The organism is Streptomyces saintjeani, assembly GCF_055409605.1.
The window spans coordinates 7222041-7245220 of the sequence record NZ_CP189624.1; the positions used below are offsets into that span (position 1 = coordinate 7222041).

Annotated in this window: 21 protein-coding genes; 15 read left to right on the plus strand and 6 right to left on the minus strand. The window is 71.8% G+C overall.

Translation table 11 applies throughout. From position 1 onward, the window contains the following. Window positions 1-2: 2 nt before the first annotated feature. The gene (locus ACQCO7_RS32830; protein ID WP_464075186.1) at window positions 3-1724 is read right to left on the minus strand and encodes a hypothetical protein; all 1722 of its coding nucleotides are present in this window, start codon (window positions 1722-1724) and stop codon (window positions 3-5) included. Between the two features lie 169 nt (window positions 1725-1893). Here ACQCO7_RS32830 and ACQCO7_RS32835 point away from each other — a divergent pair, with 169 nt between their 5' ends. The 4 genes from ACQCO7_RS32835 to ACQCO7_RS32850 all read left to right on the plus strand — a co-directional run bounded on the left by ACQCO7_RS32835 (window position 1894) and on the right by ACQCO7_RS32850 (window position 4732). Next, on the plus strand, window positions 1894-2280 hold the full coding sequence (locus tag ACQCO7_RS32835; protein ID WP_409115370.1) for a cell division protein SepF: 387 nt from the start codon (window positions 1894-1896) through the stop codon (window positions 2278-2280). Between the two features lie 147 nt (window positions 2281-2427). Then, the gene (locus ACQCO7_RS32840; protein WP_464075187.1) at window positions 2428-3717 is read left to right on the plus strand and encodes an AAA family ATPase; all 1290 of its coding nucleotides are present in this window, start codon (window positions 2428-2430) and stop codon (window positions 3715-3717) included. Further along, window positions 3714-4067, plus strand: a complete 354-nt coding sequence (locus ACQCO7_RS32845) for a nucleotide pyrophosphohydrolase (protein WP_464075188.1) — start codon at window positions 3714-3716, stop codon at window positions 4065-4067. The genes ACQCO7_RS32840 and ACQCO7_RS32845 overlap by 4 nt, the downstream gene beginning before the upstream one ends. Window positions 4068-4255: 188 nt before the next feature. After that, the gene (locus ACQCO7_RS32850; RefSeq protein ID WP_464077341.1) at window positions 4256-4732 is read left to right on the plus strand and encodes a DUF6099 family protein; all 477 of its coding nucleotides are present in this window, start codon (window positions 4256-4258) and stop codon (window positions 4730-4732) included. Window positions 4733-4855: 123 nt separating this feature from the next. Here the strand turns inward: ACQCO7_RS32850 and ACQCO7_RS32855 are convergent, their stop codons facing one another. Continuing rightward, the gene (locus ACQCO7_RS32855; RefSeq protein WP_464075189.1) at window positions 4856-5017 is read right to left on the minus strand and encodes a hypothetical protein; all 162 of its coding nucleotides are present in this window, start codon (window positions 5015-5017) and stop codon (window positions 4856-4858) included. A 239-nt stretch (window positions 5018-5256) separates the two neighbouring features. Between ACQCO7_RS32855 and ACQCO7_RS32860 the strand changes: the two genes are divergently transcribed. From ACQCO7_RS32860 to argF, 6 genes are all read left to right on the plus strand, one after another. Then, a complete protein-coding gene (locus ACQCO7_RS32860) occupies window positions 5257-6177 on the plus strand; it encodes an LLM class F420-dependent oxidoreductase (RefSeq protein ID WP_464075190.1) in 921 nt (306 codons plus the stop codon). A 142-nt stretch (window positions 6178-6319) separates the two neighbouring features. Further along, entirely contained in the window at window positions 6320-7225 is a 906-nt protein-coding gene (locus ACQCO7_RS32865) for a DUF4232 domain-containing protein (RefSeq protein ID WP_464075191.1), read from the plus strand. Between the two features lie 103 nt (window positions 7226-7328). Then, window positions 7329-8828, plus strand: coding sequence for a 3' terminal RNA ribose 2'-O-methyltransferase Hen1 (locus ACQCO7_RS32870; protein WP_464075192.1), 1500 nt, complete (start codon window positions 7329-7331; stop codon window positions 8826-8828). Next, window positions 8825-11374 (plus strand): polynucleotide kinase-phosphatase, encoded by a 2550-nt coding sequence (locus ACQCO7_RS32875; protein ID WP_464075193.1) that lies wholly within the window; start codon window positions 8825-8827, stop codon window positions 11372-11374. The genes ACQCO7_RS32870 and ACQCO7_RS32875 overlap by 4 nt, the downstream gene beginning before the upstream one ends. A gap of 93 nt (window positions 11375-11467) precedes the next feature. Continuing rightward, window positions 11468-12691 (plus strand): arginine deiminase, encoded by a 1224-nt coding sequence (locus ACQCO7_RS32880; protein ID WP_464075194.1) that lies wholly within the window; start codon window positions 11468-11470, stop codon window positions 12689-12691. Window positions 12692-12792: 101 nt separating this feature from the next. After that, window positions 12793-13800 (plus strand): ornithine carbamoyltransferase, encoded by a 1008-nt coding sequence (argF, locus tag ACQCO7_RS32885; RefSeq protein WP_464075195.1) that lies wholly within the window; start codon window positions 12793-12795, stop codon window positions 13798-13800. Here argF and ACQCO7_RS32890 read toward each other — a convergent pair. After that, window positions 13797-14237, minus strand: a complete 441-nt coding sequence (locus ACQCO7_RS32890; RefSeq protein WP_464075196.1) for an ATP-binding protein — start codon at window positions 14235-14237, stop codon at window positions 13797-13799. The two genes, argF and ACQCO7_RS32890, sit on opposite strands and share 4 nt — an antisense overlap. Before the next feature lie 223 nt (window positions 14238-14460). Between ACQCO7_RS32890 and ACQCO7_RS32895 the strand changes: the two genes are divergently transcribed. Beyond that, entirely contained in the window at window positions 14461-15288 is an 828-nt protein-coding gene (locus tag ACQCO7_RS32895; RefSeq protein ID WP_464075197.1) for an enoyl-CoA hydratase family protein, read from the plus strand. Beyond that, window positions 15285-17537: a bifunctional salicylyl-CoA 5-hydroxylase/oxidoreductase gene (locus tag ACQCO7_RS32900; protein WP_464075198.1), complete on the plus strand. Its 2253-nt coding sequence runs from the start codon at window positions 15285-15287 to the stop codon at window positions 17535-17537. The genes ACQCO7_RS32895 and ACQCO7_RS32900 overlap by 4 nt, the downstream gene beginning before the upstream one ends. 210 nt (window positions 17538-17747) lie before the next feature. Here the strand turns inward: ACQCO7_RS32900 and ACQCO7_RS32905 are convergent, their stop codons facing one another. Together ACQCO7_RS32905 and ACQCO7_RS32910 are read right to left on the minus strand one after the other, a co-directional pair. Beyond that, window positions 17748-18587, minus strand: a complete 840-nt coding sequence (locus tag ACQCO7_RS32905; protein ID WP_464075199.1) for a PaaX family transcriptional regulator — start codon at window positions 18585-18587, stop codon at window positions 17748-17750. Further along, window positions 18584-20239 (minus strand): AMP-binding protein, encoded by a 1656-nt coding sequence (locus ACQCO7_RS32910; protein WP_464075200.1) that lies wholly within the window; start codon window positions 20237-20239, stop codon window positions 18584-18586. Before ACQCO7_RS32910 ends, ACQCO7_RS32905 begins: the two co-directional genes overlap by 4 nt. Window positions 20240-20316: 77 nt before the next feature. Here ACQCO7_RS32910 and ACQCO7_RS32915 point away from each other — a divergent pair, with 77 nt between their 5' ends. Then, on the plus strand, window positions 20317-21516 hold the full coding sequence (locus ACQCO7_RS32915; protein ID WP_464075201.1) for an acyl-CoA dehydrogenase family protein: 1200 nt from the start codon (window positions 20317-20319) through the stop codon (window positions 21514-21516). Further along, complete coding sequence (locus tag ACQCO7_RS32920) at window positions 21513-21911, plus strand: RidA family protein (protein WP_464075202.1); 399 nt, start codon at window positions 21513-21515, stop codon at window positions 21909-21911. Before ACQCO7_RS32915 ends, ACQCO7_RS32920 begins: the two co-directional genes overlap by 4 nt. 288 nt (window positions 21912-22199) lie before the next feature. Here the strand turns inward: ACQCO7_RS32920 and ACQCO7_RS32925 are convergent, their stop codons facing one another. Further along, window positions 22200-22373: a DUF5999 family protein gene (locus ACQCO7_RS32925; RefSeq protein ID WP_464075203.1), complete on the minus strand. Its 174-nt coding sequence runs from the start codon at window positions 22371-22373 to the stop codon at window positions 22200-22202. 348 nt (window positions 22374-22721) lie between these two features. Here ACQCO7_RS32925 and ACQCO7_RS32930 point away from each other — a divergent pair, with 348 nt between their 5' ends. Next, entirely contained in the window at window positions 22722-23180 is a 459-nt protein-coding gene (locus ACQCO7_RS32930; RefSeq protein ID WP_464075204.1) for a DUF6299 family protein, read from the plus strand.

Consider the following 23180-nt stretch of genomic DNA (forward strand, 5'->3'; position numbering starts at 1 on the left):
CGTCAGCTCCGGCGCGGCAGCGGCAACGTCGCCTGGATGTCCTGGCTGGACAACGTCTGCGGGTCGCCCGTGAAGACCCGCAGCCGGATCCGGGGCCTCGAACTCCTCGCGGGAAGCGCGAACGCCCCCCGGGGAGGCCGGAGTTCGTACCGCGCCGAGCCGTGCCCGGCCAGGCGTGCGGGCCCCGACACGACCGTCCAGTACGGGGGCATGCCCTGGCCCGTCGAGACCGTGAAGTGCGGTACGAGAGCGGTGCCTTCGGTGTTGTGGACGTCAACCGTCAGACGGCTCAGGGCCCTTGGGGAGGCCAGCCGGACCGACGCGACCGACATCCTCAGCGGCGGCGACCCGGTCACCGCCAGCGCCGTACTCAACAGGGCGGGAACCAGGGCGAGTACGGCCGCCGGACGCGGCGACAGGAAGCGCGGTCTCGGCTGCCAGGCGTCCGCGAACTCCGACAGGGGCGCGGTCAGCGCCGAGAGCAGCCACAGGGGCGTCATCATCAGGTAGTACCCGTCCTGCGAGCGGGTCGCCACGAAGAACGCCAGCCACGGCAGGACGGTCGCGGCGGGGCCCAGGCGCCGTACGGACAGGACGTACAGGGCGAGCAAACCCGCCGAGAGGAGCATGCTCGCGTGGGAGTACCAGTCGAGGCGGTCGCTGCCGTCCGTCAGGTACAGGGAGATGCCCACCAGGCCCTGGCCGTGCACCACCGCGCCCTGCGTGAGGGGGAGCGCGATGCCCTCCAGCCACGTGCCGGGTTCGTGGATGACGAAGTACGCGTCGACCGCCAGCCAGGTCGCCGCGGCGATGCCGAGCAGGCGCAGGACGACGCGGGCCGCCTCGCGCGGGCCCAGTTCGCCCCGGCGTACCGCGTAGACGCCGGCCAGCAGGAACGGCGTGACGAACCACGGGAGTTGCTGGGCCGCGCAGGCCGCGCCCAGGAGGATCGCGCGGGTGATGCCAAAGGCGCCGAGACGGCCGCCCCGGCCGGTGCGGGGCCAGCCGATCACCGCCGGCATCAGGAGCGCCAGCGCCAGGATCGCCGGGTAGCCCTGGCGGCCGTACATCGGCAGGAAGCCGAAGCCGAGGCAGAGCATCGTCACCGCCGGGCGCCACGGGCGGGGCAGCAGGCGCCAGACGGTGACCGTCGAGACCAGCAGGGCCGTCGTCGCCATCGCCGTCGCGGGGGTGCCGCCGTGGTGGAGCCACAGGAACGGGGCCGTCAGGAGCGGGGCGAGCGGGGGGTAGCCGTACGTGTAGTCGTAGCCGCCGTAGACCGTCTGCGTCAGCGCGATGTTCGGCTTGAAGAGCTGCGGCCACGGCCGGCCGTAGATCGCGTGGCCTTGGATCAGTTCGTGCGCGGCCTTCGTCGTGAGGGCGGACTCGTCGCCGCCCTGGTGGGAGACCAGCCAGGCCGCCGTGACCAGGATCACCGCCGTGACCAGGACGGTCAGGTCGATCCTCGCGAGGAGGCGGGCCGTGCGGGCGGTGAGGGCCGCGACTGCCGACAGCAGGATCGCCGCGTAACAGACCGAGATCGCGGCGGCCAGCGGGGGGTGGTGCGAGGCCGCCTGCGCCCAGACGTCGCGGGTGCCGATGAACAGGCTCGCCGCCGACAGGAGCGTCAGGACGCGGTGCCACTGCGGGGGTGCGGGGTCTTCGGTACGGGTCTCGGTACGGATGTCGGTACGGGGGGACGCCGCCGGCCTGGTCTCTGCCATGTGCACGGCAGGGACGCTATGCGGAGGCGTTGAAGAGGGGTGCGGAGCCGGGTGTGAACGGGGTGAGAACGGCCGCGTTGCTGTCGCGGTCCGTGTCGTTGTTGGGCCGAACGGGTGACATGGCGTAAGAATTGGCTGGTGCAGGATGGAACGCGAGTCAGTTCGGGGGGTGCCGGTGAACCGCTACGACGTCACCGATGAGCAGTGGGAAGGGCTCGCCCAGGTCGTGCCGCTCCGGGGCCGCGACGCGTGGCCCTCGGCGGTCGACCACCGCTCCCTTCCGGAGCCGGACACGGAGGCGCGCCGCCGCTTCGTGGTCCTCAGGATCAACATCTTCGCGGACGCGAGAGAGGTGGCGGAGACGCTGATGGCCGGTATCCCGGTCCTCCTCGACCTCACCGGCGCGGAGACGGAGGTCGCCAAACGGGTCCTCGACTTCTCCACGGGCGTGGTGTTCGGCCTCGCGAGCGGGATGCACCGGGTGGACCGCAACGTGTTCCTGCTGACGCCGCCGGGGACAGAGGTGAGCGGGATCATGGAGGGGGCGGGGGTTTAGGCGCCCCGGCGGACCGGCCCGACAGTCGCACCATCGCCGGTTTCGGTCAGTGGTGGTGACCGGATTCCGGTGCGTCGGTCGCTCGTTCGGGGGAATGTGGGGTGGGCGGAACGGTTCGCCCCCTCCGGGAACTCCTACGGTCCGGGCATGACCGGATCCCGTTCGTCCCCTGCGCCGCTGTCGCAGCAAGCGGTGGTGCGGAGCCCGCGCGCCCCGCGTGTGCCTCCGCCCCGTAGCCGCGCCGCGGACGGGGTGAGGACCGTCTCCGGGATCGCCTCCGTGGTCGCGGCCCTTCCTCCCGTCCCCTTCGGGACGCTGGACAGCCGGGTGCGACGGCCCTGTGTCACCGAGCTGCGGCTGTCCGCGTACGCCAATCACCGGCGCGGGGTGTACCCGCTGGGGCCGGTGACGCTGTTCAGCGGGCGCAGCGGCAGCGGGAAGAGCGGCGCCCTGCGGGCGTACGGGGCGCTGTCGCGGCTGGGCGGCGGGAGCGCGGTGCGGGAGGTGTTCGTCGACGTCGGGGAGTGCGTGCCCGTGTGGGCGCGGGCCGACCGGCAGGGGCGGCGCGGATTCAGGATCGGGTGCACGGCGGACGGTCCCGAGGGGCCGGTCGCGCTCGACCTCGCCGTACAGGCCGAACCGCGCGTGCGGATCGTGGGGGAGCGGCTCAGCGCGGGCGGCACGGTGCTGCTGGAGACGGCGTTGCGCGATCCGACCCGGCCGTACGTCGACGCCGCCTGGTACACCGGCGGCTCCTCCCCGAGGATCCGCGCGCCCTTTCCGGACGACCGGCTCGTCACCGCGATGCTGCCGCTGCGGATCGCGGGAAGCACCGGCGGCCAGCGGCAGGTCCTCGCCGCCGCCGAGCAGATGGTCGTCGCCCTGCGGTCGGCGTTCTTCTGCGACCCCCGCCCCGACCTGATGCGCGTCCCGGTCCTGCCCGGCTCCGGGCGGCTGATGGCCGGCTGCGACAACTTCGCGGACGTGGTCTTCCGCACCCGCGCCGAATGCGCCGCCCGCCACGCCGCGCTGGTCGTCGCCATGGACGCCGGATGCGCGGGCCCGGTCCTGGACGTGCGCGCCGAGGCGACGAGGGACGGCCGCCTGCACGCCGTACTCGACCGGGGCGGAGGAACCACCGCGCTGCCCCGGCTCGGTGACGGCGAACTGCGCCATCTCGCCCTCGCGCTGATCCTGTTGACCGGCTCCGGCGTCCTGGCGGTCGACGCCCCGGGTGAACTCCCCACCGCCCTCAACACGTTGACCGTCCTGGCCGACAACTTCGACTCCTGCCTCGACCTGAGCCAGCGCCACGCGCTCCTCGAACTCGCCGTCCTGATGGCCGATCGCGGACACGTCCGGCTGATCGGTACGTCGCCCGACGCCTCGTGGGCGGACGGGGCGGGCGGGGTCACGGTGGTACACCTTGACGGGTGACAGGAGAGACCACCCCCCTCGACGTGCCGGAACTACAGCGCAGGCTGGCCGAGTTCGCCGCCGCCCGCGACTGGCAGCCGTTCCACACCCCGAAGAACCTCGTCGCCGCGCTCAGCGTGGAGGCGTCCGAACTCGTGGAGATCTTCCAGTGGCTGACCCCTGAGGAATCGGCCCGGGTGATGTCCGATCCGGACACCGCCCACCGGGTACGGGACGAGGTCGCCGACGTGCTCGCGTACCTGCTTCAGCTCTGCGAGGTGCTCGGCGTCGACCCGCTCGCCGCGCTCGCGGCGAAGATCGAACGCAACGAGAAGCGGTTCCCGGCGGGGGGCGGCGCCGAAGCGGAATGAGGAGGGCGGTGGAATGCTCGCGTCCGTTATCGCTGTGAGTAATCGTTCGGCCGCCCGAAACCGATTTGTTGTCCACAGATTTCCCCCTTCCTCTGGCTTTTCGTCTCACGGTCCCTCACTCTGGGTAGTGGACTGGTGAGTTGAGGCGGACGCGTGAGGAACGGGTCCTGGACGGACGGGGGTGGCCCATGGACGCGGTGCGGCTCATCCTGGCGAGCCGGTGGGCGCTGGCGAGGGGTGGTGACAGTGCCGAACTCCTCGTGGAGGTGTGGCAGGCGCAGGCCCTCGCGCAGGCGATCGGCAGCCGTCTCGCGGTCTCGGGGCCGCCCGAGCTGCGCGGCGAGGCCCTGGGGCTGACGGAGCTGGCGGGCCGGGGCTGCGGGGTCCTCGACGCCCCGGACCTCGCGCCCGAGGAGCTGCGCGCCGCCCAGCTCACCGACCTCGACGACGCCCGCCAGGCCCTTCTCTGCCTCGGCGGCCTCCTCGGCGAGGTCGGCATCGCCCTCGTCGGCCTCGCCTCCACGGCCCCCGACCAGGCGACGTACTGGCAGTGCATGGAGGCCATCGACGCGGCGGACGAGTCGAGGGACCGGGTGCTGGAGATGCTGCGGAAGCTGGCGGCGAAGGAGGCGGCGTTAGCGGAGAGATCGGGGGACGCGGTGTGAGGGAGGGCGGCGCCGAGAGGGGACGCGGCCTGCGCCGGGGACGAGGTGTTGGAGGGACGCCGGCCCTTGTTCAGGGCCGGTCGAGAGGTCGGGGTCCTGGTGCGGGCCGGTCCCTGCGGGGAGTCAGCCGGGCTCGCCCTCCTCGGACACCGCCCGCGGTGAACTCCCGGTCGACTGAAGGTCCGCGTCCAGTGCGGACAGGTCCGCGTTCAACGACGCCATCAGCTCCTCCATCTGCTGAAGCAACCCCTTCGGCTGCCCGGCAGAGCCCAATTCCTCGGACATGACGGCCTCCTCGGCCCGCGGCCCCGCCAAGGGGCCGACGCGGGTGACGCCCCGGCGTTGACCTGCCGGGCACGGGTGCCGGGCGGTCCGGCTCCGACGTCCCAACGATCATCGCGGGGGCCGGTCACTGCCCGCCGCGCCCGGCGACCGCGAGATTCACCCGGGAGGGGAGCCCGTGGGGTGCGCGTGACCGGCGGGGTTGACGATCGCAAGGATGTACGAGGTGCGAGCATGGCCCCATGGATCTCCGTATCTTCACCGAGCCCCAGCAGGGCGCGAGCTACGACACCCTCCTCTCCGTCGCGAAGGCGACCGAGGACCTCGGCTTCGACGCGTTCTTCCGCTCCGACCACTACCTCAGCATGGGTGGCGACGGTCTCCCCGGGCCCACCGACGCCTGGCTCACCCTCGCCGGCCTCGCGCGCGAGACCAAGCGCATCCGCCTCGGCACGCTGATGACCGCCGCGACCTTCCGGCTCCCCGGCGTCCTCGCGATCCAGGTCGCCCAGGTCGACCAGATGTCCGGCGGCCGGGTCGAACTCGGCCTCGGCGCGGGCTGGTTCGAGGCGGAGCACACCGCGTACGGCATCCCCTTCCCGGCGGAGAAGTTCGGCCGCCTCGAAGAGCAGCTGGAGATCGTCACCGGGCTGTGGAGCACGCCGGTCGGGGAGAGGTACGACTTCCAGGGCACCCACTACACGCTGACCGACTCGCCCGCGCTGCCCAAGCCCGCGCAGCCGAAGATCCCGGTGCTGATCGGCGGCGGCGGCCCCAAGCGCACGCCGCGCCTGACGGCCCGCTACGCCGACGAGTTCAACATGCCGTTCTCCTCCGTCGCGGACACCGAGAAGCAGTTCGGCCGGGTCCGCGCGGCCGTCGAGGAGGCGGGGCGTCCGGCGGACGCGCTCACCTACTCCAACGCGCTGGTCGTCTGCGTCGGCAAGGACGACGCGGAGGTCGCCCGCCGCGCCGCCGCGATCGGCCGCGAGGTCGACGAGCTGAAGGAGAACGGCCTCGCGGGGTCCCCGGCGGAGGTCGTCGAGAAGATCGGCGCGTACGCGGAGGCCGGCTCGACGCGGTTCTACCTCCAGATCCTGGACCTGGCGGACCTGGACCACCTGGAGCTGATCTCGTCGCAGGTGCAGACGCAACTGGGCTGAGACCGAGGGGCGGGTGCGGGTGGGTGGGCCGAGGCGGATGCGGGTGGGCGGGCTGAGGCCGGTGCGGTCTGTGACACGGCTGTGACCGGAGGTGTGGCTTCCGTCACAGCCCCGTGATCGTGTCGCCTGGTGAGGTGGCCCGATGCGCAGACTCCCGCTTCTCGTTCCGGCCCTCGCCGTTGTGTTCACCGTCACCGCTTGTGGCGCGGAGCGGACGGGGGGCGTCGGGGCGAGCGGTAGTGCGGGGCGCTCGGGGGCGTCCGCCGTGCCGGTCACCGACCCCGGCATCGACGGTGTCCGCGTCACCTCCGTGACCCTGCCGTCCGCGCCGTCCCCCCGGCCCAGCGGTGACTACGTCGTCCGGCCGGACAGCCTCGCGAGGCTCACGGCCGCGTACGAGGTCGTCAACAAGGGGGCCGAGGCGATGACGTACACCGTCACCGTGTCCTTCCGGTCCGCGTCCGGCGGGGCGATGGACAACCGGACGGTGACCGTGAACGCGGTCGCGCCCGGGAAGACCGTCACCGGGACGACGGAGGCGATCGGGGTCGCCGGGGCTGTCACGGCCAAGGTCGTCAAGGTGGCCAAGGTCCCCACCGCCGAGGCACCTTCGACGGGCGGCGCCTGTCCGGCCTCGGGGGTCCGGGTGTACGCCGACCAGGGGGACGCGGCGATGGGGCTCAGGGTCGTCGGCATCCACCTGGAGAACTGCGGCACGGCCCCCTACTCCCTGGACGGCTACCCGGAGTTGACCCTCCTCGACGACCAGTACGGGACCGTCGACGCCGTCGAGATCCTCAAGGGCACCGGCGACATCCCCATGGCACCCGACAGCGCCCCGCCCACCCCGATCACCCTGAAACCCGGCGAGCGGGCGCGGTCCGGACTGGCCTGGCGCAACACCACCGGCTTCGGAGACGCGGAGAACGTCCCCTACGTCCGCGTACGCGCCAAGTCCGGCGCCGACCCGGTCGTCATCTCCCCGGACCTCGACCTCGGCACCACCGGCCGACTCGGCGTCGGCGCGTGGGAGTCGGAGAAGCGCTGAACCTCCCTCACCGCGAGGCATAAAGCAAAGGCGCCGGTCAGGTGGGGCGTGAGAAAGTCTGTGCGACCGCTTTTCCCTACCTTCCACCCGGCCGGAGAGGCCCATGTTCCTGACCATCACCACCACCGGCACCCCGGAACGCCCGGCGACCGACCTCGGCTACCTGCTGCACAAGCATCCCGACAACGCGCAGACGTTCTCCACCTCCTACGGCACGGCGCACGTCCTCTACCCCGAGGCGGACGCCGATCGCTGCACAGCGGCGTTGCTGCTGGAGGTGGACGCGGTGGCGCTGGTCCGGCGGGGCAAGGGCAAGGGCCGGGGCGGCGCCCCGGACGCGGCGCTCGCGCAGTACGTCAACGACCGCCCGTACGCGGCGAGTTCACTGCTCGCGGTGGCGGTCGGCGCCGTGTTCTCCAGCGCGATGAAGGGCACCTGCCACGCCCGCCCCGAACTCCCGTCCCAGAAGCGCCCGTTGCGCATCGAGGTGCCCGCCCTGCCCGCCCGCGGCGGCGCCGCCCTCGTACGGAACCTCTTCGAGCCGCTCGGCTGGAGAGTCACCGCCGAACCGGTCGCGCTGGACGCCGAGTTCCCGGAGTGGGGCGACTCGCGGTACGTCCGACTCGTCCTGGAGTCCGAGGAGTCGACGCTCTCGGAGGCGCTGCGGCACCTGTACGTCCTGCTCCCGGTCCTCGACGACGCCAAGCACTACTGGGTCACCTCCGAGGAGGTCGACAAGCTGCTGCGGGCCGGCGAGGGCTGGCTGGCCGGGCACCCGGAGCAGAAGCTCATCACCAGCCGCTACCTGTCCCGGCGTTGGTCGCTGACCCGGGAGGCCCTGGAGCGCCTCGAACTGGTCCGCCTCGCGGAGACCGACGACAGCGAGGTCGAGGAGATCGACAACGCGGTCGAGCCGGAGACGGAGTCGGAGGAGAAGCCGACCCCGCTGGCCGTCCAGCGCCGCGAGGCGATCCTCGCCGCACTGCGCGCCGCGCAGGCGTCCCGCGTCCTCGACCTGGGCTGCGGCCAGGGCGAGTTGGTGAAGGAACTGCTGAAGGACGTCCGGTTCACGGAGATCGTCGGACTCGACGTGTCGGTGCGCGCCCTCACCATCGCCGCCCGCCGCCTCAAGCTGGACCGCATGGGCGAACGCCAGGCGTCCCGGGTCACCCTGCGCCAGGGCTCGCTGGCGTACACCGACAAGCGGCTCAAGGGGTACGACGCGGCCGTGCTCAGCGAGGTGATCGAACACCTCGACCTGCCGCGCCTGCCCGCCCTGGAGTACGCCGTGTTCGGCGCGGCGCGCCCGCGCACGGTCCTCGTGACCACGCCGAACGTCGAGTACAACGTCCGCTGGGAGACGCTCCCCGCCGGGCACGTCCGGCACGGCGACCACCGCTTCGAGTGGACCCGCGAGGAGTTCCGCACGTGGGCCGGCGAGGTCGCCGAACGGCACGGCTACGACGTCGAGTTCACGCCGATCGGGCCCGACGACCCCGAGGTCGGACCGCCGACCCAGATGGCGGCTTTCACCCGGAAGACCGAGAGCCGGAAGACCGAGAGCCGGAAGACCGAGACCGAGAAGGAGGCGAACGCGGCATGACCGAGCAGCACACCAGGGGACGCGAACTCCCCGTCACCGACCTGTCCCTCGTCGTCCTCGTCGGCGCCTCCGGCTCGGGCAAGTCCACCTTCGCCGCCCGGCACTTCAAGCGCACCGAGATCATCTCCTCCGACTTCTGCCGGGGCCTGGTCTCGGACGACGAGAACGACCAGAGCGCGTCCAGGGACGCCTTCGACGTCCTGCACTACATCGCCGGCAAGCGCCTCGCCGCGGGCCGCCGCACGGTCGTCGACGCGACCAGCGTCCAGCCCGACGCGCGCCGCCAACTCGTCGAGCTGGCGCGGAAGTTCGACGTCCTCCCGATCGCGATCGTCCTCGACGTCCCCGAGGAGGTGTGCGCCGAGCGCAACGCGGCCCGCACCGACCGGGCCGACATGCCGCGCCGGGTCATCAAACGGCACATCGGTGAACTCCGGCGCTCTCTCAGGGGGTTGGAGCGCGAGGGCTTCCGCAAGGTGCACGTCCTGCGCGGGGTGGCGGAGATCGACGCCGCGACCGTCCGTACCGAGAAGCGGTTCAACGACCTCACGCACCTCACCGGACCGTTCGACATCGTCGGTGACATCCACGGCTGCGCGAGCGAACTGGAGTCGCTGCTCGGCACGTTGGGGTACGTGGACGGGGTGCACCCGCAGGGCCGTACCGCCGTGTTCGTCGGCGACCTCGTCGACCGGGGCCCGGACAGCCCGGGGGTGCTGCGGCGCGTCATGTCGATGGTCAAGTCCGGGAACGCGCTGTGCGTGCCGGGCAACCACGAGAACAAGTACGGCCGTCACCTCAAGGGCCGCAAGGTCCAGCACACCCACGGACTCGCCGAGACCATCGAGCAGATGGCGGGCGAGAGCGAGGAATTCGTCACCGAGGTACGGCAGTTCATCGACGGACTCGTCAGCCACTACGTCCTGGACGGCGGGAAGCTCGTCGTCTGCCACGCCGGGCTGCCCGAGCACTACCACGGCCGTACGTCGGGGCGGGTGCGCTCGCACGCGCTGTACGGAGAGACCACCGGGGAGACCGACGAGTTCGGGCTGCCGGTGCGGTATCCGTGGGCCGAGGACTACCGGGGGAGCGCGGCCGTCGTCTACGGGCACACGCCGGTTCCCGAGGCGACCTGGCTCAACAACACCATCTGCCTGGACACCGGCGCCGTGTTCGGCGGCAAGCTGACCGCGCTGCGCTGGCCGGAGCGCGAACTCGTCGACGTACCCGCCGAGAAGGTCTGGTACGAGCCGGTGAAACCGCTGCGCTCCGAGGCGCCGGGCGGCCAGGACGGGCGTCCGCTGGACCTCGCCGACGTGCACGGGCGGCGGATCGTCACCACCCGGTACGAGGGGGTGACGCGGGTGTCCGTCCGGGAGGAGAACGCGGCGGCGGCCCTTGAGGTGATGAGCCGGTTCGCGATCGACCCGAGGCTGCTGCCGTACCTGCCGCCGACCATGGCGCCGACGGCGACCTCCCGCGCCGAGGGGTACCTGGAGCACCCGGTGGAGGCGTTCGCGCAGTACGCCGAGGGCGGGGTGCGGCGGGTCGTGTGCGAGGAGAAGCACATGGGGTCGCGGGCGGTCGTCCTGGTGTGCCGGGACGCGGAGGCGGCGCGCAAGAGGTTCGGGGTGGACGGGCCCACGGGTTCGCTGTACACCCGTACCGGCCGTCCGTTCTTCGACGACGCCGCGGTCACCGAGGAGATTCTCGGCCGGGTCCGGGCGGCGGCCGACGCGGCGGACCTCTGGACGTCCCTCGACACCGAATGGCTGTTGCTGGACGCCGAGTTGATGCCGTGGTCGTTGAAGGCGACCGGGCTGCTGCGGTCCCAGTACGCCGCTGTCGGCGCGGCCTCCGGGGCGGTGTTCCCGGGTGTGCTGGACGCGTTGTCGAAAGCGGCCGAACGCGGCGTGGACGTGGGCGAGTTGCTCACCCGGCAGCGTGAACGCGCCGCCGACGCCTCGGCGTTCACCGACGCTTACCGGCGTTACTGCTGGCCCACCGAGGGCCTGGACGGCGTCCGCCTGGCGCCGTTCCAGTTCCTCGCGGTCCAGGGCCGCAGCCTCGCCGCGCTCCCGCACGACGAGCAACTCGCCCTGCTGGACCGGCTGGTGGAGCACGACACCACCGGCCTGCTCCAGACCACGCGTCGCCTGTACGTCGACACGACCGACCCCGAGTCGGTCCGGGCCGGCGTCGACTGGTGGCTGGACCTGACCGGCGCGGGCGGCGAGGGCATGGTGGTCAAGCCACTCGGAGCGGTCGTCCGCGACGGGGAGGGCCGCCTGGTCCAGCCCGGCGTCAAGGTCCGTGGCCGCGAGTACCTCCGCATCATCTACGGCCCGGAGTACACCCGCCCCGACCAGCTGTCGCGTCTGCGGGGCCGCTTCCTGAACCACAAGCGTTCCCTCGCGATCCGCGAGTACGTCCTCGGCCTGGAGGCCCTGGACCGCCTCGCGGAGGGCGAGCCGCTGTGGCGCGTCCACGAGCCGGTGTTCGGGGTCCTGGCCCTGGAGTCGGAGCCGGTGGACCCGAGGCTGTGAGGTGAGGGGTCTTTCCGCGCGGGGGTGATCCTTTGCGCAGAAAGACCCCCGGGAAACCGGATGAACCGGCTCCCCGAAGGTCAGGATGGAGACATGGCATTCCACGTCGACTCCGAAGCCGGGCGGCTGCGCCGCGTCATCCTGCACCGGCCTGATCTGGAGCTCAAGAGGCTCACGCCCACCAACAAGGACGCCCTTCTCTTCGACGACCTGCTCTGGGTGCGGCGCGCCAGGGCCGAGCACGACGGGTTCGCGGACGTGCTGCGGGACCGGGGCGTCGCCGTGCACCTGTTCGGCGACCTCCTCACCGAGACGCTCGCGATCCCGGCCGCGCGGACCCTCGTACTCGACCGCGTCTTCGACGAGAAGGAGTACGGTCCGCTCGCCACCGACCACCTGAGATCCGCCTTCGAGACGCTGCCCTCCGCCGGACTCGCCGAGCTGCTCGTCGGCGGCATGACCAAGCGGGAGTTCCTGGAGGGGCATCCCGAGCCGACCTCCGTCCGTTTCCACGTCATGGAGCTGGACGACTTCCTGCTCGGCCCGCTGCCCAACCACCTCTTCACGCGGGACACGTCCGCCTGGATCTACGACGGGGTCTCCATCAACGCGATGCGGTGGCCGGCGCGGCAGCGGGAGACCGTGCACTTCGAGGCGATCTACCGGCACCATCCGCTGTTCAGGGACGAGAGGTTCCACGTCTGGTCGGAGGGGCAGGCCGACTATCCGTCGACCATCGAGGGCGGGGACGTCCTCGTCATCGGCAACGGCGCCGTGCTGATCGGGATGAGCGAGCGGACCACCCCGCAGGCCGTCGAGATGCTCGCGCACAAGCTGTTCGCGGCGGGCTCGGCGGAGACGATCGTGGCGCTGGACATGCCGAAGGGGCGCGCGTTCATGCACCTCGACACGGTGATGACGATGGTCGACGGCGACACGTTCACGCAGTACGCGGGGCTCGGCATGCTGCGGTCGTACACGATCGAACCCGGCGTCGGGGACAAGGAACTCAAGGTCACCGACCATCCGCCGGAGCACATGCACCGGGCGATCGCGGCGGCGCTCGGCCTGGACGAGATCCGGGTGCTGACGGCGACGCAGGACGTGCACGCGGCGGAGCGCGAGCAGTGGGACGACGGCTGCAACGTGCTGTGCGTGGAGCCGGGGGTCGTCGTCGCGTACGAGAGGAACGCGACCACAAACACCCACCTGCGTAAACAGGGCATCGAGGTGATCGAGATCCCGGGGAGCGAGCTGGGGCGGGGGCGGGGTGGGCCGCGCTGCATGAGCTGTCCGGTGGAGCGGGACGCCGTATGAGGACGGAGACGCATATCGTCGTACCGCTATCTGTATAGAAATGCTGAGCTTCGTATAGACTTCCACGGGTCAGTCTGTTCACGTACCTCTGGAGCGCCCCCATGGCGACAGCCCCGACCGCCCTCGCCGGCCGCCACTTCCTCAAGGAGCTGGACTTCACCGCCGAGGAGCTGCGCGGTCTGCTCGCGCTGGCCGCCGAGCTGAAGGCCGCGAAGAAGGCCGGGACCGAGACGCGCCGGCTGACCGGCAAGAACATCGCGCTGATCTTCGAGAAGTCCTCGACGCGTACGCGCTGCGCGTTCGAGGTCGCCGCCGCCGATCAGGGCGCCTCGACGACGTACATCGACCCCTCGGGCTCGCACATCGGCAAGAAGGAGTCCACGAAGGACACCGCGCGGGTGCTCGGCCGCTTCTTCGACGCGATCCAGTTCCGCGGCGACGCGCAGGAGACCGTCGAGGAGCTGGCCGAGTACGCGGGCGTCCCCGTCTACAACGGCCTCACGGACGACTGGCACCCCACGCAGATGCTCGCGGACGTCCTCACGATGACCGAGCACAGCGCCAAGGAGCTGACCGGCATCTCCTTCGCCTACCTCGGCGACGCCCGCTTCAACATGGGCAACTCGTACCTGATCACCGGCGCCCTGCTCGGCATGGACGTCCGGATCGTCGCGCCGAAGCAGTACTGGCCGGCGCAGGAGATCGTGGACCGCGCGCAGGCGCTCGCCGCGAGCAGCGGTGCGCGGATCACGCTGACGGAGACCCTCGCGGAGGGCGTCGCCGGCGCCGACTTCGTCGCGACGGACGTATGGGTCTCGATGGGCGAGCCCCAGGAGGTGTGGGCGGAGCGGATCACCGCGCTCGCGCCGTACGCCGTGACCATGGACGTCCTGCGCGCCACCGGCAACCCTGACGTCAAGTTCCTGCACTGCCTGCCCGCCTTCCACGACCTGGGCACGAAGGTCGGGCGGGAGATCCACGAGACGTACGGCCTGGAATCCCTTGAGGTCACCGACGAGGTCTTCGAGTCGGCGCACTCGGTGGTCTTCGACGAGGCGGAGAACCGGATGCACACGATCAAGGCGATCCTGGTGGCGACGCTGTCCTAGGGGGCCGTCGGGAGCACGGCCAGCCTGAACCACACCGCCTTGCCCTTCTCCGTCGGCCGGTGGCCGCAGGAGGAGGACAGGGAGCGGATCAGCAGCAGGCCGCGGCCGTGCTCCTGCCACGGGTCGGGGTCGCCCCCGGACGGCCGGGTCAGCTCGCCCGGCGCGGCCGGGTCCTGGTCGTGGACCTCGACCTGGCAGCCGCTCGGCAGCAGATGGACGACCAGCTCTATCGGCTCGCTGCCCGCCGTGTGCTCGACCGCGTTCGCCACCAGCTCGGCCGTCAGCAGCTCCGCCGTGTCGCTGTCCGCGCCGTGCTCGACCTCGGCCAGCGCCGTACGGACCAGGGCGCGCGCGACGGGTACGGCGGCGGCGGTGTGCGGCAGCGCGATGCGCCAGGAGGCTGAGGCCGGTCGTTCAGGCAAGGCGAGTCCGTTCATGGCGCAGGTTCCCGAGATCCACATCAGGCCGTCCTGCTTTCAACTTTGTGGAATGGTACGGCGGCCCCCGGCCCTGGCGCACCAGGAGAGGCCACCGGCACTTACCCGTCCCAACGGCCCCGCCCGTCACACCGATCCCGCTGTTACCGCCTTGTCGACGACCGGTGACACTGCTATGTCGCCCTCATGACGACAGTCACGTACGGGTGATAGCTTCGAAGGTGTGAGTCCCTTCACCGGATCCACCGCGCGCACGCCCCGTTGGGAACACCTCCGCTACGACGTCACCGGCACCGTCGCCTCCGTCACGCTCGCCCGCCCCGCCAAGCTGAACGCCCTGACCTTCGGCGCCTACGCCGACCTGCGCGATCTCCTCGCCGAGCTGTCCCGCGAGCGGTCCGTACGGGCGCTCGTGCTGCGCGGGGAGGGGCGCGGCTTCTGCTCCGGCGGCGACGTCGACGAGATCATCGGCGCGACGCTGGCCATGGACACCGCCCAGCTCCTCGACTTCAACCGGATGACCGGGCAGGTCGTACGGGCCGTGCGCGAGGCGCCGTTCCCGGTGATCGCCGCCGTGCACGGGGTCGCCGCCGGTGCCGGGGCCGTCCTCGCGCTCGCCGCCGACTTCCGGATCGCCGATCCGACCGTACGCTTCGCGTTCCTGTTCACGAAGGTCGGGCTGTCCGGCGGGGACATGGGCGCGGCCTACCTCCTGCCGCGCGTCGTCGGGCTCGGGCACGCCACGCGGCTGCTGATGCTGGGCGACCCGGTGCGGGCGCCCGAGGCCGAACGCATCGGTCTCGTCAGCCAGTTGACCGAGGAGGGCGGCGCCGACGAGGCCGCCCTCGCGCTCGCCCGCCGTCTCGCCGACGGACCCGCCCTCGCCCACGCCCAGACCAAGGCGCTGCTGACGGCCGAACTGGACATGCCGCTCGCGGCGGCCGTCGAACTCGACGCGAACACCCAGGCGTTGCTCATGAACGGCGCCGACTACCGGGAGTTCCACGCCGCGTTCACCGGCAAGCGCCCGCCGAAGTGGCAAGGACGATGACCGGCCGGATCGCGGTCATCGGCGGCGGACCCGGCGGCCTCTACACGGCGGCGCTCCTCAAACGCCTCGACCCGGCACGGGAGATCACCCTCTGGGAGCGCAACTCACCCGACGACACCTTCGGGTTCGGCGTCGTCCTCTCCGACGAGACGCTCGGCGGCATCGAGCACGCCGACCCGGTCGTGTACGCCGCGCTGGAGCGGGAGTTCGTCCGCTGGGACTCGATCGAGATCACCCACCGAGGGCGGCGCCACGCCTGCGGGGGACACGGGTTCGCGGCCCTCGGCAGGAGACGGCTGCTGTCCGTCCTGCACGACCGCTGCCGAGAACTCGGCGTCGACCTCCGCTTTTGCACCGAGGCCCCGTACCCGGCGTGGCTCTCCGAGACGTACGACCTCGTCGTCGCCGCCGACGGCGTGCACAGCGCGACCCGGGAGACCTTCGCCACCGCGTTCCGGCCCCGGATCACCCCCCACCGCTGCCGGTACATCTGGCTCGGTACCGACATCGCCCTCGACGCGTTCCGCTTCGACATCGCGGAGACCGACGCCGGGGTCGTCCAGCTCCACGGGTACCCGTACGCGCCGGACGCCTCGACCGTCATCGTCGAGATGCGCGAAGAGGTGTGGAAAACAGGGGAGTTCAGCATCGAGAGGTGCGCCGGCCTGTTCCGGGAGACCCTGCGCGGCCGGCCCCTGCGGTCCAACAACTCCGCCTGGACCACCTTCCGTACGGTCGTCAACGACCGCTGGTCCAGCGGCAACGTCGTCCTCCTCGGGGACGCCGCGCACACCGCCCACTTCTCCATCGGCTCCGGCACGAAACTGGCCGTCGAGGACGCCCTCGCGCTCGCCGCGTGCCTGGCCGAACAGCCGGACACACAGGCGGCGTTGGCCGCGTACGAGGCCGAGCGGCGGCCCGTCGTCGCCTCCACGCAGCGCGCCGCGCGGGCCAGCCTGGAGTGGTTCGAGAACCTCCCGCTGTACGTCGGCCAGCCGCCGCGCCGGTTCGCCTTCAACCTCCTCACCCGCAGCCGCCGCGTCACCCACGACAACCTCCGGCTGCGCGACGCCGGCTTCACGGCGTCCGTGGAACGGGAGTTCGGGTGCCCGCCGGGTACGCCGCCCATGTTCACGCCGCTGCGGTTACGGGAGTTGACCCTGCGCAACCGGGTCGTCGTCTCCCCGATGGACATGTACTCCGCGACCGACGGCGTCCCCGGCGACTTCCACCTCGTCCACCTCGGCGCCCGCGCGCTGGGCGGGGCGGGGCTGGTGATGACCGAGATGGTGTGCGTCAGCGCCGAGGGGCGCATCACGCCGGGATGCACGGGCCTGTACGACGACCGGCAGGGGGCCGCCTGGCGCCGGATCACCGACTTCGTCCACGAACAGGCACCCGGTACGGCGATCGGCGTGCAGCTCGGGCACTCGGGGCGCAAGGGGTCGACGAAGCCGATGTGGGAGGGCATCGACGAACCCCTCCCGGCCAGCAACTGGCCCGTGGCCGCCGCCTCCCCGCTGCCCTACCGCCCGGACAGCCAGGTTCCGCGCGAGCTGACCCGATCCCGACTCGCCGCGATCCGGGGCGAGTTCGTGAAGGCCACGACGCGTGCCGCCCACGCCGGCTTCGACCTCCTCGAACTCCACTGCGCCCATGGCTACTTGCTCTCCGGCTTCCTCTCGCCGCTGACCAACCACCGCACCGACGCGTACGGCGGCTCCCTCGCGGGCCGCCTCCGCTTCCCGCTGGAGGTCTTCGACGCGGTACGGGAGGCATGGCCTGACGAACTCCCCCTGACCGTACGGATATCCGCCGCCGACTGGTCCCCGGGCGGCACGACCCCCGAGGAAGCCGTCGGGATCGCCCGCGCCTTCGCCTCCCACGGCGCCGACGCGATCGACGTCTCCACGGGCCAGGTCGTCGCCGACGAACACCCCGACTTCGGCCGCTCCTACCAGACCCCGTACGCGGACCGCATCCGGGGCGAGGTGGGCGTTCCGGTCATCGCCGTCGGCGCGATCTCGTCGTGGGACGACGTCAACTCCCTGATACTGGCGGGCCGTACGGACCTCTGCGCCCTCGGCCGGCCGCACCTGTACGACCCGCACTGGACGCTGCACGCGGCGGCCGAGCAAGGGTACGAGGGGCCGGGAGTGGTGTGGCCGCTGCCGTACCGGGCGGGGAGCAGACGGCCGATGACCGGCCGGACGGACGGTCCTAAACCCCGGTTGCGGCTGGGGGGTTGAGGCCGCCTCGTCCGGTACCGGCCGGGCGGGCCCGAACCCCGGTTGTGGCTGGGGAGTTGAGATGCCTCATCCGGTATCGCCCGGCCCGGATGAACGGCCGGCCGGGCGGGCTCAGACCTCGGTTGCGGCTGGGGGGTGAGGTGAGGCCGCCTCATCCGGTACCGGCGGGGCGGGCCTGAACCCCGGTTGTGGCTGGGGAGTTGAGGCGCCTCACTCGGTGCCGTGTGCCGCCCCCGGCCCGGCCAGTACGAACTCCTCGCCCGCGTCCCGCAGTCGCGTGTGCAGCGCGTGGAAGACGTCCGCCGACCGCACCCCCGGCCAGTTCGCCGGCAACAGCCGCGCGGGCAGCCCTGGATCGGCGTACGGCAGCCGCCGCCAGGTGTCCAGCGCGAGCAGATAGTCCCGGTACGCCTCCTGCGGCGGCGTGTCGGAGCGCTCCCGCCAGGCCCTCAGCACCGGCTCGTGCGCGTCGAGGAACGCCTCGTGCTCCTTCGCGACCGCCGCGAGGTCCCACCACCGCGACACCGCCTCGACCGTCGCCGTGAACCCCAGGTGCTCGCCCCGGAACAGGTCGACGTACGGCCCGAGTCCGAGCCGCTCCAGGGTGCGCCGGGCCTCGTCGTGCAGGCGCGCGGGCGCGATCCACACGCCGGGCGCCGCCGTCCCGAACCCGAGCCCGGCCAGCCGGGACCGCAGGACGTGCCGCTTCTGCCGCTCGGACTCCGGCACGGAGAACACCGCGAGCACCCAGCCCTCGTCGCCGGGTGGCCCGTCCGGGTAGATCCTGCGGTCGCCGTCGTCCATCAACTGCCGGGCCTCAGTCGACAGTTCGTACCCCGCCGCGCCCCGCTCGGTGCGCGCGGGAAGCAGCAGTCCGCGGCGTTTCAGCCGGGAGACGGAGGAGCGCACGGAGGGGGCGTCGACCCCCACCGCGGCGAGCAGCCGGATCAGCTCCGCGACGGGCACGGGGCCCGGCACGAAGCGGCCGTACGCGCCGTAGAGCGTGACGATCAGAGACCGTGGTGCATGCTGGTCGGACACGTTGATCATCTTAGGTCTTCGGCATCAGTGCTGGTCACCTCCGGTGTGCGCAGCCGGAATCGCTGGAGCTTCCCGGTCGCCGTGCGCGGCAGCCCGGCCGGGAAGTGGATCTCGCGCGGGCACTTGTACGGCGCCAACTCCGCCTTCACAAAAGCCCGCAGAGCCTCCATGTCCCGCCGCGCGCCCTCACGCAGTACGGCGTACGCCACGACGATCTGACCGCGCTCCTCGTCGGGCCGGCCCACGACTGCCGCCTCCAGCACGTCCGGATGCCTCAGCAACGCCTCCTCGACCTCCGGGCCCGCGATGTTGTACCCGGCGGACACGATCATGTCGTCGGCGCGGGCGACGTACCTGAAGTACCCGTCCGCTTCCCGGACATAGGTGTCCCCGGTGATGTTCCAGCCGCCCCGCACGTACTCCCGCTGCCGGGGGTCGGCGAGGTACCGGCAGCCGACCGGACCGCGTACGGCGAGCAGGCCCGGCGTGCCGTCGGCGACCGGTCTCCCCTCGCCGTCCTGCACGCGCGCCTCCCAGCCCGGCACGGCAACTCCCGTCGTCCCGGGGCGGATCGCCTCGTCCGCCGCCGAGATGAAGATGTGCAGCAGCTCGGTGGCGCCGATGCCGTTGATGATCCGCAGGCCGGTCCGTTCGTGCCAGGCCCGCCAGGTCGCCGCGGGCAGGTTCTCCCCGGCCGACACGCACCGCCGCAGCGACGACACGTCGTACGCGCCGAGGTCCGCGAGCATCGCGCGGTACGCGGTCGGCGCGGTGAACAGGACGGACACCCTGTGCTCCGGGATCGCCTCCAACAGGGCCTTCGGGCCCGCCTGTTCGAGCAGCAGCGCGCTCGCGCCGACGCGCAGGGGGAAGATGACGAGGCCGCCCAGTCCGAACGTGAACCCGAGCGGCGGGCTGCCTGCGAACACGTCGTCCGGTGTCGGGCGCAGGACGTGCTTCGCGAACGTGTCCGCGATCGCCAGGACGTCGCGGTGGAAGTGGACGCAGCCCTTGGGGCGGCCGGTGGTTCCCGAGGTGAACGCGATCAGCGCGACGTCGTCCGCCGCCGTGTCGACTGCCTGGTACGGGAGTTGGGGCGCGGGTCTGGTGAGGAGGTCGTCCGGGGTGTCTCCGCCGTACGCGGTGATCCTCAGGTTCGGGACCTCGGCTTTGATCAGGTCGTCCAACGAGCGTGCGTCGCACAGGGCGTGGCCGACCTGGGCGATCTCGCACATCGTCGCCAGTTCGTGTGCGCGTTGCTGGGCCAGGACCGTGACCGCGATGGCGCCCGCTTTCAGGACGGCCAGCCAACAGGCCGCCAGCCAGGGGGTGGTGGGGCCGCGTAACAGGACGCGGTTGCCGGGGACGATGTCGAGGTCGTTGGTGAGGATGTGGGCTATGCGGTCCACGTGGGTGCGTAGGTCGCGGTACGACCAGGTCGTGGTCGGGGTGTGGAAGGCGGGGGCGGTGTCCGGGGGGCCGGTGAGCAGGTCCGTGGCGCAGTTCAGGCGGGGTGGGTAGGCGAGGCGGGGTGGGTGGGTGAGGTGGGATGGGTAGGCCGTTGTGCCGAACTCCTTTGTTTCGAAGCGGAGTTCGGGCCAGGTGTCGGGTGGTGGGAGGTGGTCGCGCGCGAAGGTGTCGACGTGGGCCGAGAGCTGCACAGTGGCTCGCCCCCTTGTCGGTTCGGGGTCGTGCGTCGAGCGTAACGTGTTGGTGACGGCGGTCAAGGGAGCGCGATATGGTCGGGGTCGAGGGGGTGTACGCCATGGGGCGTTCCGACTTGCGCACACTGGCCGCGGAAGTCCTCCGTCCGCTCGCGGGGAAGGGGGAGCCCGGCAGGGTCAACCGTCCCCTTGTCGCCGAGCTCGGTCAACGGGGCCTGCTGGAACGGCTGTTCACGTCCGGCGCCGTCGAACTCTGCGAGGTGCGGGAGGCGTTGGCGTACGGCTGCACCGAGGCGGAGACCGCACTCGCGCTTCAGGGGCTGGGGGCGTATCCCGTGCATGGGTACGGGAGTTCGGGGCAGCGGGAGCGGTGGTTGCCGGGGGTGCGGGCGGGGAGGGTGGTTGCGGCGTTCGCGTTGAGCGAGGCGGGGGCGGGGTCGGATGCGGCTGCGTTGGGGTTGCGGGCTGTGCCGGATGAGGGCGGTGGGTGTGGTGCGGGTGTCGGTGGTCGTGGTGGTGCGGGTGTCGGTGGTGGCAGTGGCGCGGGTGTCGGTGGGCGTGGCTGGCGGCTCGTGGGGGAGAAGTGCTGGATCTCCAATGCTCCCGAGGCCGACTTCTACACCGTGTTCGCTCGTACCGGGGAGGCGGGGGCGCGTGGCATCACCGCGTTCCTCGTGCCCGCCGACCGGCCCGGGCTCAGTGGTGAGTCCCTCGACATGCTGTCCCCGCATCCCATCGGGGCGCTCACCTTCGACGGTGTGCCCGTCGGGCCCGAGGACGTCATCGGGGAGACCGGCCGGGGGTTCCGGGTCGCGATGGGGACGCTCAATCGGTTCCGGCCGAGTGTCGGTGCCTTTGCCGTCGGGATGGCGCAGGCCGCACTGGACGCGACCCTCGACTGGACGTCTCGACGGGACGCGTTCGGCGGCAAGTTGAGGGACCTCCAGGCGGTGTCCCACCAAGTCGCCGAGATGGCTGTGCGGGTCGAGGCGGCTCGGTTGATGGTCCGTGCGGCGGCCTCCGCGTACGACGCCGGTGGCGCGGACGTGCCCCGGCGCGTGGCGATGGGGAAGCTGTTCGCGACCGAGGCCGCGCAGTATGTCGTCGACAGGGCGGTGCAGTTGCATGGGGCGCGGGCGTTGCAGCGGGGGCATCTGCTGGAGCACCTGTACCGGGAGGTGCGGGCGCCTCGGATCTACGAGGGGGCGAGCGAGGTGCAACGGGGGATCATCGCAAGGGAGTTGTACAAGGAGTGGGAAGGCCGTACCGCATGACTGTCGAGCGACTGAACCCCGCCGAGTTGTCACCCCCCTCCGGCTTCTCCCACGCCGTCGTCGCCACCGGCACCCGCCTCGTCTTTCTCGCCGGGCAGACCGCTCTCGACGAGGGCGGGAAGGTCGTCGGGGAGACGCTGGCCGAGCAGTTCGAGACGGCGTTGCGGAATCTGCTGGGCGCGCTCACGGCGTCGGGGGGCTGCGCGGCCGACCTCGCGCGGGTGACGGCGTACGTCACGGATGTCGCCGCGTATCGCGCCGCCGCGCCTCAACTGGGCCGGATCTGGCGGGAGTTGGCGGGCCGGGACTATCCGGCGATGGCGGTTGTCGGCATCGTACGGCTGTGGGACGAGGAGGCGCTGATCGAACTGGACGGGTTCGCGGTGCTGGAGTGAACGGCGCTGGGGCGAACGGAGTTGGAGCGAGCGGGGCTTGACTGGACCCTGCCGGGGCGAACGGCGCTGAGGCGAACCGGGTCGGAGCGAACGGCGCTGAGTTCAACCGCGCCGGAGTGAACGAGGCTGGGCTGAACCGCGCGGGAACGAGCCGGGCTGGAGTGAACCGCGCTGTAGCGAGCCGCCTTCGGCATCCTCCGCCCGCCGGTACCCGGCACCCTCCGCCCGCCACCCCCCCCGGCACCTTCCGCTCACCACCCCCCGGCATCCACACCCACCCCCCACCGCTCAAGCCGCAACCAACCGCCCCGCCGGTGCCACGACCCTGCCGTCCGGCAGTAGTTCGCCGGAGTCGTCGAAGATGATCGTGCCGTCGCACAGCAGGTTCCAGCCCTGCTCCGGGTGGGCGGCGACGACGTGTGCGGAACCCTCGGCGGTCCCGGAGACGGTGTGGGAACACATGGCGCACCTCCATACGTGGGGAGCGGCCCGAGCGGACCGTCCCGCATGGATAGACCATGCTCCCGCCGCGAACTCATCGGAACGGCTCCACCGCAAGCGTGACAACACCAGGACAACTCCGGGACGGATCCCCGACGCCGGTCACCGGTCGGTGGAGGCGGGGTCACGGGGGGTGGCGGAGACACCGTCGTACGGCAGGGCGCCGCCGTACACCCCTGTGCCGCCGTACGGTCGTATCCGCGTCGACCGATGGCATGGACTCGCCCCCCAACCCCCACCACCCACCCGGAACCGGGTCACACACCCCGGTATCGCTGGTCGGAAACATCCCGAACCAGGAGGTACCCCATGTCCCTGCGTTCCGCCCTCGGCACGGCCGCCGGTGCCGCGCTGCTCCTGCTGGCCGCTCCCGCCGCGCCGGCCGCTCCCGGCGCCGTGGCCGCCCCGCCCGCGCAAGCCGGCCCGTACGAGACCGTGACCGTCGACCCGGTGGGCCGTATCGCCGCCGACGGCACCGTCACCCTCTCCGGCACGTACCGCTGCCTCGGCAGCGAGGGCCCCGTCTTCGTGAGCAGCTCCGTGAACCAGGACTCCGGCGATGTCCGCCACGGCATCGGCGGCACGGCCGCGCGGTGCGACGGCGCCGAACACACCTGGGAGAACACCGGCAGACCGTCCCCGTCCGCCCTCACGCCCGGCGCCGCGAGAGTCGAGGCGACGCTGATGGAACTCGCCCCCGAGGGCGGCCTCCCCCTCCCGCGCTTCCACGCCCGCGAGACCGGGCCGGTGACGCTCACGGAGGTGTGA

What these genes read in the sequence shown, in the direction of transcription:
- ACQCO7_RS32830 (WP_464075186.1), bottom strand. Translation starts at nt 1,724, where the DNA reads ATGGCAGAGACCAGGCCGGCGGCGTCCCCCCGTACCGACATCCGTACC.
- ACQCO7_RS32840 (WP_464075187.1), top strand. Translation starts at nt 2,428, where the DNA reads ATGACCGGATCCCGTTCGTCCCCTGCGCCGCTGTCGCAGCAAGCGGTG.
- ACQCO7_RS32850 (WP_464077341.1), top strand. Translation starts at nt 4,256, where the DNA reads ATGGACGCGGTGCGGCTCATCCTGGCGAGCCGGTGGGCGCTGGCGAGG.
- ACQCO7_RS32855 (WP_464075189.1), bottom strand. Translation starts at nt 5,017, where the DNA reads ATGTCCGAGGAATTGGGCTCTGCCGGGCAGCCGAAGGGGTTGCTTCAG.
- ACQCO7_RS32860 (WP_464075190.1), top strand. Translation starts at nt 5,257, where the DNA reads ATGGATCTCCGTATCTTCACCGAGCCCCAGCAGGGCGCGAGCTACGAC.
- ACQCO7_RS32865 (WP_464075191.1), top strand. Translation starts at nt 6,320, where the DNA reads ATGCGCAGACTCCCGCTTCTCGTTCCGGCCCTCGCCGTTGTGTTCACC.
- ACQCO7_RS32870 (WP_464075192.1), top strand. Translation starts at nt 7,329, where the DNA reads ATGTTCCTGACCATCACCACCACCGGCACCCCGGAACGCCCGGCGACC.
- ACQCO7_RS32875 (WP_464075193.1), top strand. Translation starts at nt 8,825, where the DNA reads ATGACCGAGCAGCACACCAGGGGACGCGAACTCCCCGTCACCGACCTG.
- ACQCO7_RS32880 (WP_464075194.1), top strand. Translation starts at nt 11,468, where the DNA reads ATGGCATTCCACGTCGACTCCGAAGCCGGGCGGCTGCGCCGCGTCATC.
- argF (WP_464075195.1), top strand. Translation starts at nt 12,793, where the DNA reads ATGGCGACAGCCCCGACCGCCCTCGCCGGCCGCCACTTCCTCAAGGAG.
- ACQCO7_RS32890 (WP_464075196.1), bottom strand. Translation starts at nt 14,237, where the DNA reads ATGAACGGACTCGCCTTGCCTGAACGACCGGCCTCAGCCTCCTGGCGC.
- ACQCO7_RS32900 (WP_464075198.1), top strand. Translation starts at nt 15,285, where the DNA reads ATGACCGGCCGGATCGCGGTCATCGGCGGCGGACCCGGCGGCCTCTAC.
- ACQCO7_RS32905 (WP_464075199.1), bottom strand. Translation starts at nt 18,587, where the DNA reads ATGATCAACGTGTCCGACCAGCATGCACCACGGTCTCTGATCGTCACG.
- ACQCO7_RS32915 (WP_464075201.1), top strand. Translation starts at nt 20,317, where the DNA reads ATGGTCGGGGTCGAGGGGGTGTACGCCATGGGGCGTTCCGACTTGCGC.
- ACQCO7_RS32920 (WP_464075202.1), top strand. Translation starts at nt 21,513, where the DNA reads ATGACTGTCGAGCGACTGAACCCCGCCGAGTTGTCACCCCCCTCCGGC.
- ACQCO7_RS32925 (WP_464075203.1), bottom strand. Translation starts at nt 22,373, where the DNA reads ATGTGTTCCCACACCGTCTCCGGGACCGCCGAGGGTTCCGCACACGTC.
- ACQCO7_RS32930 (WP_464075204.1), top strand. Translation starts at nt 22,722, where the DNA reads ATGTCCCTGCGTTCCGCCCTCGGCACGGCCGCCGGTGCCGCGCTGCTC.